The organism is Clostridioides sp. ZZV14-6345 (assembly GCF_020657775.1).
In the GTDB taxonomy this organism is placed as follows: domain Bacteria; phylum Bacillota; class Clostridia; order Peptostreptococcales; family Peptostreptococcaceae; genus Clostridioides; species Clostridioides difficile_D.
This window is the reverse complement of sequence record NZ_JAGWCX010000027.1, coordinates 1-12,118: the sequence shown is the minus strand read 5'-3', so window position 1 is coordinate 12,118 and position 12,118 is coordinate 1. Positions and strand designations below refer to the sequence as shown.

Genomic DNA, 12,118 nt, shown 5'->3' with positions numbered 1-12,118 from the left:
CTATATAAAAATGAAGAAGTGGTGAGGAATATGGAATCTAAAGGAACTTTAAGTAAGAATAAGGTCTATATACTAGCTAATGGGGTATTTTTGATTATTGCACTTTTAAATATAAATTTGTACACAGTTTCTATAAATATGTATAGGATAATTTTACTTTGGATATTTGGATATTCTATAGTCCATATAACTAGTTTTAAAAAAGATGAATTTATAAATATATTGAAAGTAGCATGTCTTGTATTAGTTTTTGTAAGTATTTTAGGAGTAGTGAATTTAAAAATTCAAAAATTCCAAATTGTATTGCTCAATTTAAGTATGATTAATATGTCTACTTTTATATACTTAACCATTTCTAAAGTAAAAAAAATAGGAATAAGTCCAGTACTAATTTTTTATGGTGCTTTTGTGATATTAGATTACTTTATAAGAAATACTTTTAGTAATATCAACTGGAATATGATTATTGTATTAATTAATGTTGTTATATCTTTATTTAATTTGCTATATTTATTGAATAAACTTGATAGTAAAATTGAACACTATAAGTTAATAAAAGATTTATCATATTTTGTGTTTTTCACAACTATTATAGGGTTTATATCAATCTTTAAGATTAGTATAGTAGATACAGATAGATTAATAGGAGTAGTATATTTATTATTATGTAATCACACTTATTATGTATATGTATATAGTCTTAATAATAGAGTAGTATATCCATATTACGAACTTGATTCAATAAATAAAAAATTAAGTAAAAAATCAGAACAACTAGGGAAGATAAATTTAGCAATAGAAAAGGATATGATTATACAAAGAACATTAAAGAACTACATAGACCAGAGAAAAGAGCTACTTAGACAGGCTCTTGATACAATGCCAAATGTATGGATAGTAACAGATTATGATTTTAATATAAGTTACACGAATAATAAATTTAAAGATGAATTTTCAAAAGATATTAAGAATTATTATAAAATATTAAGCTTTATAAAGAAAGATGAAAAAGTTGCTGAAAAATTAAAGAAATTTGACAGTGATATAAATATAATTGATAAGCCAGTAGAGTTAAATGACAAAATTTATTTGTTGAGTTTAAGTAATAATAAAGACGAAAGCAACTACTTAATAAGTTTAAATGATATTACAAATGAAGTCAAAATAGACGAAGAAATAAGACATATAAATAAAGACTATGAAAATATTATATTAAATATTCCATCTCCGATACTTGTAAGAAGTGCCGAAGGTGGTATAAAGAAGAATAAGGTAATCAGTATAAATAAGAAATATGAAAAGAGTTTTAAATGTACTTCAAGTGATTTAGTCAATATGACATTAGAACAATATTTTGAAACTTTCAATATAGATTTCTTTGATAATAGGAAATTTAAAAGATTAAATCTAACACAAGAAAAGAAAGCTGAAATAGTGAGTTACAATGATACAGCAAATTGTATAGTTAATTTTGTGATGTATGATTCAGAAGGTGAAGAACATGTTGAAGAAATTAGAGTTGGAGATTATTGGTCAGATAATAAATTGTTTAAATTGCTTACCTTTAGAGATATAACTAAAGAGATAAATATACTGAGAACAGTAAATGAACAAAAGATAATATATGAAAAATTACTGGATGTTATACCAGAGGCTATTTTTCTTGAGGATTTAAGTACATCAAGAGTTCTATATACAAATATAGCTTTCAGAGAGTTGTTCGGAATTTCTAGTGATGTATTAGGAGTAACAACACAAAAATATAGAAATATATTAGTAAAAAAATACATAAACAATTTGAATATAGGAGAAAGAGAGAAGAGTATTCATATAGTAAATGAAAATAATCATATAAAAGAAGTAAAAATGATATCAAGGACATTATACTTTGGACAAAAAAGAAGTAGAGTGAGAATTATTAAAGATTTAAGTGTGCAAAGAGAGTCTGAAAGACTTAAGAAAGCATTAATAAAACAAAGGCAGTATGACCAAATGAAGATGGAGTTTTATGCTAATATATCTCATGAACTTAAGACACCTTTAAATAATATATATAGTTCAGTTCAACTTGTCGAAAATCTTTATAAAAAAGGAAAGATAATTGATTTTCAGGATATACTAAGAGAACATATAAAAACAACTAAACAAAATATGTTTAGATTATTAAGACTAATAGATAATATAATAAACATTTCTCAAGTTAAGTCAGATATATATAAGATTAAAGCAGTAAATTTTGATATTATTGACATAACAGAAAGAATAGTGACATCTATTAGCAGTTATGCTAAATCTAAAGGAATAGATTTGATTTTTGATACAGATGAAGAAACTGTGATGGTAGGACTTGACCCAGAATCTATAGAAAGGATAATACTGAATATATTATCAAATGCTATAAAATTTACTTTAGAAGGTGGAGAAATTCTTGTAGGTATATATAAAAAAGGTGAAACTGTAGAGATAATTATAAAAGATACTGGAGTAGGTATAGACAAAGAAAAATTAAATGACATCTTTAATCGATTTAAACAAATTGAAAACAGTGGGATATCAAATGAATTTGGAAGTGGAATAGGACTGTGTCTTACAAAATCGTTGATTGAAATTCAACATGGGGAAATTTACATAGATAGTAAGTTAGGAGAAGGAACTGATGTAAAAATTATATTCCCAATTAAAGAAGTTGTTGAGGAGGTCTATGATAAGTCAAATTACAATGACAATATTGAAAAGTTTGAGATAGAATTTTTTGATATATATAAATAACAAATATGAAATTTATTATTTATACACTAGTATTAGATTAATAAGGTTAATTTTATTTATTATTTTAGCTGTATTTAATTCAATACAAATAAATTTTATGAGGTGAAACTTTGGAAAAGGATTTTTTTAGGAAAAATGGAATTGATTTAGCAAAATCAATATTAGGTAAATATTTAATAAGGAAATATGAAAATAAAGTAATTGTTACTAAAATCATAGAGACAGAAGCATACATGGGTATAAATGATAAGGGAGCACATGTATATGGTAATAAAAAAACAGACAGGACTAAGCCATTATATTTAGATGGTGGACATATATATGTTTATTTAATCTATGGCATGTATAACTGTTTAAATTTATCAGCAAATATAGAGAATATACCAGAGTGTGTGTTAATAAGAGGAGTAGAGCCGATAACTTCTCTAGATGAGATATCTATAAATAGATACAACAAAGCTTACAATGATTTGAGTAAATATCAAATAAAAAATATTACTAATGGACCAGGAAAACTTTGTAAGGCTTTAAAAATAGATAAAAGTCTAAATAGTAAGAGTATAATGGGTGAAGAACTATATATAAGTGATTTTTATTATGATGATGAAGGAAAAAAAGTATTTAGTAAAGATGAGTTGGATATAAAAACTAGTAAGCGTATAAATATAGATTATGCAGAAGAAGCAAAAGACTTTCTATGGCGTTTTTACATAGAATAAATTTTGATATAGGTGAGATATGTATCTATGGGAAAGTATTTTTATAGATACATATCTTATTTTTTTATAGAATTTTTAGTTTAATAAAAATAACTTTATGAATTTACAAACATACACTTAATAAATTTATAATTATTTTGCTAATATAAATAAAGGTGTATTTTGACGAAATAAGATATAAAAATTAATTTTTTTTTATGTCTTTTGTTAAAAATAATAAAATTTATACAGATAATTAGTTTATTTTATAAATAATAAATTAATTATTAAAGAATGAAGAAATTTTGACAAAAAAAGAAAATATATTTAGAATATAGATATATTTAAAAGAATCTTATTGAGATGAGATTGTATTTTTTATCATAAGCAATTCTTATTAAATGAAAAATTAGAGGATGAAATTTAAATGTATATAAAGCACTTCAATAACTCTTGACAACCTAAAAATTGACAAGGATGTATCTAAAAAAATATATAATATTAAACTGTAAAATAAAAGATGTTGAAGAGTAAAAAAGACATTAAATAGACATCATTAAATTGTAAAATTATGTTATAATTGTACTAAAGGATGTAATAATGTGTAGAAATAGTAAGATAATAAATTGAGTTTTTAACAATTAAAGTTAAAGAATGCTGCCACACATAAAATATAATTTAGATATATTTATTAGATTAAAGTATATTTATGGGATTAATATACTATTATGAATCATTTTGATAATAAATTTAATTACATAAATAATTTAAGTTTTATTAGAAAAAAACCATACTTGTAAAAAATGTATATTTAGTTGGTAAAATTAACTAGAAATGTGTGAAAAATAAATCTAAATAATCGAAAAAATATAGACAAAAAAGATTAATAAATTATAGTAATACTAATAAAAAATTTTTCTAAATGAAATAAAAATAGGTTAAACAGCCTATATTTATATTTTTATATTTATATTATGAAAAAATTAAAATTATTTAGGGGTGATGGTTTTGAATAAGGACATAGGAGTAAAAATAAAGCAACTTAGAACTCAAAAACAAATGACACTGAAGGATATGAGTGAAAAAACAAACTTATCAATTGGTTTTTTATCACAACTTGAAAGAGGATTGACAAGTGTAGCAACAGATTCCTTAGGAAAAATAGCAAGTGTATTAGATGTAGAATTAACTTACTTTTTTATGAAGCCAAAAGAGCATAAAAGAGCTGTATTAAGAAGTTATGAAAAAGAGGTATTTGATGTAGAAAATTCAACATTTATACATTATCATTTATCATCTAATTTAAAGGAAAAAACAATGCTACCGAGATTGATTGAGATTCTTCCAAGTAAGAGTAGTGAAGAAATTTGTTGTTACGTACATAACGGTGAGGAGTTTGTGTATGTATTAGAGGGAGTTCTTACAGTGTTTTTGGGGGATGAGCAAATAGAAATGTATCCAGGAGATACAATACACTATAATAGTGAAAAGAACAATCATAATTGGGTTAACTATACTAATAAATTAGTGAAAATTTTGGTGGTAAGTGTACCAAATCCATTTGAGAAATCTGATACAGTTAAAGAAGCTTAAATGTTAGCTAATAAGGAGGTACTAAAGTGAAAAAAATTGGATTCATAGGTGCAGGAAATATGGCAAGCGCTATGATAGGGGGAATAGTAAATTCAAAATTAGTTGAACCTAATATGGTTATAGCATCAGCATACAGTCAAGAAACTCTTGATAGAATACATGCAAGTTTTGGAATAAATACTACAAAAGATTCAAAGGAAGTAACTAGAACCTCTGATATAGTAATTGTGGCTGTTAAACCAGATATATATGATGATATTTTAAAAGATATAAAAGATTTTATAGATGACAGTAAAATTATAGTTACAATAGCAGCAGGAAAATCCATAAAAGATATAGAGTCAATTATAGGGGGAGATAAAAAAATAGTTAGAACTATGCCAAATACTCCAGCTCTTGTAAATGAAGCTATGTCTTCACTTTCTATAAATAAAAATATAAACGATGAAGATTTAAAAGTGGTTACAGAAGTATTTAATTCTTTTGGAAATACTGAAGTAGTACCAGAATATCTTATAGAAGTAGTAATTGGAGCCAGTGGCTCTGCACCAGCATATGTGTTTTTATTTATAGAAGCTATAGCAGATGCAGCAGTAATTGCAGGGATGCCAAGACAACAAGCATATAAGTTTGCATCACAGGCAGTTATGGGCTCTGCAAAAATGGTACTTGAGACAGGAAAGCATCCTGGTGAGTTAAAAGATATGGTATGTTCACCTGGTGGAACTACTATAGAGGCAGTTAAAGTACTTGAAGAAGAAGGTTTTAGAGCTTCTGTGATAAAAGCAATATGTGCATGCATAGAAAAATCTAAAAAGATGAGTGATTAATAAAAATTTATTGCAAATAAAGAGAATTGCCTTTTATAGAAACTTTCTATTTTAGGCAATTCTTTTTATTTACTTAATTTTTAAAATAAGCCTGAAAGCCAATTTTTTATTTTTTCAAAGAAACCAACTGAGTCATCATTATTTGATTGATTTTCTGAATTATTTGTTGTGTCATTTTGACCTGACTGAGAAGCATCTTTATTTTCATTATTACTATCATTATTATTTTCTGATTTATTTGTATCATTGTCATTATTAGAACCAGTGTTATCTTGTGGATTTATTTGAACACCTTCTGTAGAGTTTATTACAGCATCAGAGCCAAGAGATTTATCATTAGTGTTATTTAAGATTCCTAAATCTTTTTTATCTCCGCCTGAGAATAAACCAGAGAACCAGTCTCCTATTCCACTAAACCATCCGCCAATAGTATCTAGTATACCAGAACCTTTAACACTTTCACCTAATTTCTTTAATTGCTCATTTACATTATCTGATACATTATCTAATGTATTTTTCATGTTATTATAATCATAATCTTGGTCAGCTATTTTTTTCATTACACCTTTAATTTGTTCTTTTTGTTCTGGTGTAATAGTAATATTGTAATTGTTTACAACATTATTTATTGTATTTGCTATTTGATTGGTATCCTTTGTACCATTTTTTACAATTTCTGTTTTTATATCATTCATTACACCAGTTGCTTTTTCTTGACCTATATCATCTCCTAAGTCACCTGTAACTACCAATTCTTCAGAAGCAATCTCTTTTTTTGTTTCATCAAGTTTCTTTCCTGAAGCATCTTCAAATGCTTTCATGATTCCTGTTAATGCTCCAGTACCACTTACAGGATATGGAGCAGCAGCAATAACATTTGCATCTTCAAGACCAGCTGTTGTAAGTGTTGAAGCAATCATTGAGCTAGTTACCCAAGTTAAATTTGCTGTTTTAACATTAATTCCATTTCCCTTTTTAGTAGGTTCAACATATGAACAAGATATAGTAACTTTTCCAAGTTGACCTTCTGTTGCAACACCTTGTAAGTACTGTCTTTCTTCTGCATTTGTTACATCTAAAACTAAGACTTGGTCTTTTTTTACTCCAAAGTAATTAAGCATTTGCTGCTTTTGAGATTCTGATAAGTTAGCCCCAAGTGTAACTACATTTGTACCATCTGCATAAGAAAGATTAATACTTCCAAGTACAAGCATGGTAGATACAATAATAGAACTAATTTGTTTTTTAAACTTCATAATATTCCTCCTAGATTTAACATACATTACATTTTCAATCTATTTTTACTAATATATATAATAAAAATATGTACTATATTTCTATTATACTAAATATAAACTATTTTTTAAATCAATGCGATTACAACATTGTAATAAAAAAGGCAATATAAGGAAGATAATAAAAAATAATTTTTTTAAGAGATTGAAAAAACAATTAATGTAGTATACTATAATATAGAAATGATTATGATAATGTTATAGAATCGGAAGGAGAAATATAAATGTCAAAGGAATTAGTAAAAGATAGAGTAATAAAATATTTAATAGAAGATTTGTTGGTACCTCAAGATATGATTGATACAAGTGTTGAGTTAGCAGAATTTGAAGAAGGTGCAGAAGGAATTTTAGATATTGTTGTAAATGTTAAAGACGAAGAAGATTATTATGCACCTGTAATGATAGTTCAATGTTTAGATGAAGATGTGGAGTTAGAAGGAGAAGTTTTACAAAAACAAATAGAATTTTTAGAAGAAGTGGATAATATAACTATGTCAGGTAGGTTGGTTTTAACTAATGGTGATGCTATGATGTATGCTGATTGGAGAGGCGAAGAATACGATACTGAGGCAGCTCTTCCAACTTATGATATAATGGTAAAAGAGTTTAATGAAATGGAACAACAAGTAAAAGATTTAGAAGAACATCATCACCATGATGAAAATTGTGGATGCGGATGTAATCATCATGAAAATTAAATATCAAGCATATATATTAAAAAAGACTGTTTAGTAAACAGTCTTTTTTTAGACATATATCATTCTAAAAACTAAGAATATAACAAGATATAATAAAATAAATTATATATATAAGGAGGATATTGGTGTCAGAAGTAGAATAATATTAATTAGGTATAGTTTTTATAACTTTGTATACATAATATACAAAACAATTTATTTGAAGAAAGAGATATTATGTAATTGTAGATTATGTAGGTTTAAATTATTTATTTTTGTTTTAGCAAATTCTATGAATAGAAGGGGTTTGATTATGGATACTAAAAAAGAAAATAATTATGAAAATTATATTTGTGTGGGTTCATCAAATGTGTCAAATGCGATGAAAATGTACTTAAAGGAAATTGAGGAATACAAAATGTTGTCAGCAGGGGAAGAGGTAGAGCTGGCTAAGGAAATAATCAACTCATCTTCAGTAGCAAAGGAAAAGTTTATAAATTCAAATTATAGGTTGGTAGTTAGTATAGCAAAGAGGTATAAAAGAGATAGTATTGATATGCTAGATTTAATTCAAGCAGGAAATATAGGACTTATAAAAGCTGTAGAAAAATACGATTATAAAAAAGGATATAAATTTAGCACTTATGCAACTTGGTGGATAAAACAAAGCATAACAAGATATATCGATGATTGCGAAAATACTATTAGGATACCTATACATCTTCATCAGAGAATAAATTTTGTAAAGAAAAAGAAACAAGAACTTTTAAATGTATTATTAAGAGAGCCAACTGTGGATGAGATTGCAGATGCATGTGGTCTAGAAGTTGGCAAAGTATTGGAATTATTAAGAAGAGATAAAAATGTTGTATCTTTGGATACTCCATTGAAAGAAGATGAGGATAGTAGTTTAGTTGAATTTATACCATCAGATGCTGATTTTAAGGATGTTGTAATACATGAAGTTGAACAGCATAATTTAAAAGAAAAAATCGAAGAATTGCTTACAGGTCTTGGAGAACAAGAGCAGCAAGTTTTAAGAATGAGATTTGGAATTGATGATGATGACCCTAAGACGCTAGAACAGATTGGAAAGGTATTTGGAGTTACTAGAGAGCGAATAAGACAAATAGAAGCTAAAGCAATAAGAAAATTAAGACATCCAAGTAAGTTAAAACAATTAAAGCATTTTTATTAAGTTGTTAGAAATTATATAAAATAGAGTAGAAAATGTCTTTAAAATAAAGTGTGTATTCTTTCAAAAAGTGGTGATAGTTAAAATATCAAATATCATCATATAAAGGAAGGAGTACACTTTTTATGTTTAACAGAAACAAAATCTTATTGAAATAATACACATAAATATTTCCAGACTTAGTTTTTTATTTACTCTATGTAAACATTGTTATTACTTATAAGTTTCACATGGAGTAAAATTTCTAGTTTTTATATATTTAAGTCATTATATTTGGCACAATTAGAAGAATTTAGTAGATGGTATTTGTACACATTATAATATTGGCCTGTTCTATTGCTGTATCAGTATATATATAATAACCTTTACTTTTGTTAACTGCAAGGGATTCACTTTATCAATTATTTGAGCTTCATTATTAAATATTATAAATAAAATACCTAAAGAATTAAGACAAAACATAAAAAGTTTTCATAATGAACAATATATGATAGAATATACTTTGAAAATAAGTAGTGATTTTCTGTGTCCACTACTTTTAAAATTATTGATTGATAAAAAAATAAAGAAAATGGTATTTAGAAATATAGCTGATATAAGTACTTTTCTTCTAAAAAAATTATGAAGAAACGCTAGAAGAGTGGAGTGATAAAATGAGCAAAGTAGCTAGAGCGACTTTTTATTTGATGATAGTCACTATAATATCTAAGATTCTTGGAATGGGTAGAGAATTAGTGTTATCTTCGATTTATGGGACTGGCTTGTATACAGAAAGTTATTTAACAGCTATGAATATACCAAATATTATATTTGCAGCAATAGGAACTGCTATAGTTACTACCTTTATCCCTATGTATCAAGATATAAATAGTAAAAAAGGAGAAAAAGAGGCATTAAAGTTTTTAAACAATGTTTTAAATATAATAGTTGGTATATGCATAATTGTAGCCATATTAGGAGTTATTTTTTCAAAACAACTTGTAAGTATATTTGCCATAGGATTTGAGGGAGAAAGATTTTTACTTACTGTAAAATTCACTAGAGTACTTATAGTTGGGATAATATTTATAGGGATTACCAGTGTTATGTCAGCTTTTTTACAGATAAAAGAAAATTTTATTGTAGTTGGGTTTGGTAGTATACCTTATAATATTGTAATAATTATTTCAATAATATTAAGTACTGTACTAGGACCATATATACTTCCTGTTGGTGCTGTAGTTGCTATGATAGTTCAGCTGTTTTTTTATCTGCTTTTTGTGAATAAAACAAATTACAAATATTTATTTTATTTGGATTTTAAAGATGAAAGTTTAATAAAGCTACTGGTTCTATTATCACCTGTATTTATAGGCGTAGCTGTAAACCAAGTAAATTCACTGGTAGATACAACATTAGCATCTACACTGATTAAGGGGAGTATTCCAGCACTTACTTATGCAGATAGGTTAAATGGGTTTGTTACAGGAACATTTACAGCTTCAATAGTATCTGTAATGTATCCTATGTTATCGAAATTAAGTGCAGAAAATAACCAAAAAAAGTTTACAAGTTCAGTTAAGTCTAGTGTAAATATGATAATAATTTCTATGATTCCAATTTCTGTTGCATCTATTGTATTTGCTAAGTCTGTTGTTAGAATTATATTTGAAAGAGGAGCATTTGATTCTAGAGCTACTCAAATGACAGCTACTGCCTTAGTTTTTTATGCAGTTGGGATGACTGCATTTGGTTTAAGAGACATATTAGGAAAGGTTTTTTATTCTTTACAGGATACAAAGACACCTATGGTAAATGGTATTATATCAGTTGGAGTCAACATAGTATTAGACTTAGTTTTGATAAAACCTATGGCTCATGGGGGGCTTGCACTGGCAACTAGCTCATCATCAATAGCATGTATATTATTGCTTTTTTTAAATTTAAAGAGAAAAGTAGGATATTTTGGACAAGATAAAATAATAAGAACTACTTTTAAATCATTAGTATCTTCATGTGTTATGAGTTTCATAGCATATTTTATTTATAAATTTATTTTTGGTATATTGGGTTTAGGCACACTTAACGAATTAATATCTCTGACGATTGCAGTAGTAATTGGATTCTCAGTTTATACATCACTGATGATTCTTTTTAAAGTTGAAGAAGTTGATATGATACTAAATATTGCTAAAAGGAAATTACATTTAAACAAGTAATTTAATTATACATTTAGGAGGTTTTTATGAAACATATATTACAGTTAGTAGACCATACTATGTTAAAGGCAACAACTACATTGAAAGACATTAAAACTCTGTGTGATGAAGCTATAAGAATGAATGTAGCATCAGTTTGTATACCACCATCATATGTAAAAAGTGCTACTGAGTATTTAAATGGAAGAGTAAATATTTGTACAGTAATAGGTTTCCCTTTAGGGTACCAAACTACAAAAACAAAGGTATTTGAGGCAAAAGATGCTATTGAAAATGGAGCAGTTGAAATTGACATGGTTGTAAATATTTCTGATATAAAAAATGAGGAATATGAAAAAATAGAAAATGAAATAAGGGAAATAAAAAGTGTTGTTGGAGATAAGGTATTAAAAGTAATTATAGAGACATGTTATCTGAATGAATCTGAAAAAATAAAGATGTGTGAAATAGTAACAAATTCAGGTGCGGATTTTATAAAGACATCAACTGGTATGGGAACAAGTGGAGCAACTCTAGAAGATATAAAACTTATGAAAAAGCACATTGGTGAAGGTGTTAAGATAAAGGCTGCTGGAGGGATAAAATCAATATCTGATGCAGAAAAATTCATAGAAGCAGGTGCACAAAGGTTAGGCACAAGTTCAATATGTAAAATATTAAATAGCGAAAATCCAATGGAATATTAAATATTTTATATGGACTAATAATTGTATAATTAGTAGTAATTTAAATGATTGTAAATAGATATAATAAAAAAAGATGTGAATTTTTAAATAGAATATTCTAAAATATTAGATAATCTAAACGTAAATTTGATAAATATTATTAATATATTATGAATTAAAAAATCCAATAGGAAAACC

Annotated in this window: 9 protein-coding genes; 8 read left to right on the top strand and 1 reads right to left on the bottom strand. The window is 26.3% G+C overall.

Annotated features, from left to right (window positions below; genetic code table 11):
- Positions 1-30 precede the first annotated feature (30 nt).
- The 4 genes from KGF39_RS09155 to proC all read left to right on the top strand — a co-directional run bounded on the left by KGF39_RS09155 (position 31) and on the right by proC (position 5,890).
- A complete protein-coding gene (locus KGF39_RS09155; RefSeq protein WP_227822065.1) occupies positions 31-2,769 on the top strand; it encodes an ATP-binding protein in 2,739 nt (912 codons plus the stop codon).
- A 110-nt stretch (positions 2,770-2,879) separates the two neighbouring features.
- The gene (locus KGF39_RS09150; protein WP_227822064.1) at positions 2,880-3,488 is read left to right on the top strand and encodes a DNA-3-methyladenine glycosylase; all 609 of its coding nucleotides are present in this window, start codon (positions 2,880-2,882) and stop codon (positions 3,486-3,488) included.
- Positions 3,489-4,469: 981 nt separating this feature from the next.
- A complete protein-coding gene (locus KGF39_RS09145; protein ID WP_413927083.1) occupies positions 4,470-5,060 on the top strand; it encodes a helix-turn-helix domain-containing protein in 591 nt (196 codons plus the stop codon).
- A 26-nt stretch (positions 5,061-5,086) separates the two neighbouring features.
- Positions 5,087-5,890: a pyrroline-5-carboxylate reductase gene (proC, locus tag KGF39_RS09140; RefSeq protein WP_227822062.1), complete on the top strand. Its 804-nt coding sequence runs from the start codon at positions 5,087-5,089 to the stop codon at positions 5,888-5,890.
- An 80-nt stretch (positions 5,891-5,970) separates the two neighbouring features.
- On the opposite strand, the gene KGF39_RS09135 is transcribed toward proC, so the two are convergent.
- A complete protein-coding gene (locus KGF39_RS09135; protein ID WP_227822061.1) occupies positions 5,971-7,146 on the bottom strand; it encodes a DUF1002 domain-containing protein in 1,176 nt (391 codons plus the stop codon).
- A gap of 263 nt (positions 7,147-7,409) precedes the next feature.
- On the opposite strand from KGF39_RS09135, the gene KGF39_RS09130 reads away from it, so the two are divergent.
- The 4 genes from KGF39_RS09130 (at position 7,410) to deoC (ending at position 11,941) form a co-directional block, all read left to right on the top strand.
- Positions 7,410-7,883 carry a type I restriction enzyme HsdR N-terminal domain-containing protein gene (locus tag KGF39_RS09130; RefSeq protein ID WP_227822060.1) on the top strand — a complete coding sequence of 158 codons (474 nt, stop codon included), beginning with the start codon at positions 7,410-7,412 and terminating at the stop codon, positions 7,881-7,883.
- A 292-nt stretch (positions 7,884-8,175) separates the two neighbouring features.
- The gene (locus tag KGF39_RS09125; protein ID WP_227822059.1) at positions 8,176-9,060 is read left to right on the top strand and encodes a sigma-70 family RNA polymerase sigma factor; all 885 of its coding nucleotides are present in this window, start codon (positions 8,176-8,178) and stop codon (positions 9,058-9,060) included.
- A 650-nt stretch (positions 9,061-9,710) separates the two neighbouring features.
- Positions 9,711-11,255: a murein biosynthesis integral membrane protein MurJ gene (murJ, locus tag KGF39_RS09120; protein ID WP_227822058.1), complete on the top strand. Its 1,545-nt coding sequence runs from the start codon at positions 9,711-9,713 to the stop codon at positions 11,253-11,255.
- Positions 11,256-11,281: 26 nt separating this feature from the next.
- Positions 11,282-11,941, top strand: a complete 660-nt coding sequence (gene deoC, locus KGF39_RS09115; RefSeq protein WP_227822057.1) for a deoxyribose-phosphate aldolase — start codon at positions 11,282-11,284, stop codon at positions 11,939-11,941.
- Positions 11,942-12,118 lie beyond the last annotated feature (177 nt).

Bases quoted from the DNA above. Each gene is read 5' to 3' on its own strand.
- KGF39_RS09130 (WP_227822060.1), top strand. From the start codon at position 7,410: ATGTCAAAGGAATTAGTAAAAGATAGAGTAATAAAATATTTAATAGAA.
- KGF39_RS09125 (WP_227822059.1), top strand. From the start codon at position 8,176: ATGGATACTAAAAAAGAAAATAATTATGAAAATTATATTTGTGTGGGT.
- KGF39_RS09135 (WP_227822061.1), bottom strand. From the start codon at position 7,146: ATGAAGTTTAAAAAACAAATTAGTTCTATTATTGTATCTACCATGCTT.
- KGF39_RS09155 (WP_227822065.1), top strand. From the start codon at position 31: ATGGAATCTAAAGGAACTTTAAGTAAGAATAAGGTCTATATACTAGCT.
- deoC (WP_227822057.1), top strand. From the start codon at position 11,282: ATGAAACATATATTACAGTTAGTAGACCATACTATGTTAAAGGCAACA.
- KGF39_RS09145 (WP_413927083.1), top strand. From the start codon at position 4,470: ATGGTTTTGAATAAGGACATAGGAGTAAAAATAAAGCAACTTAGAACT.
- murJ (WP_227822058.1), top strand. From the start codon at position 9,711: ATGAGCAAAGTAGCTAGAGCGACTTTTTATTTGATGATAGTCACTATA.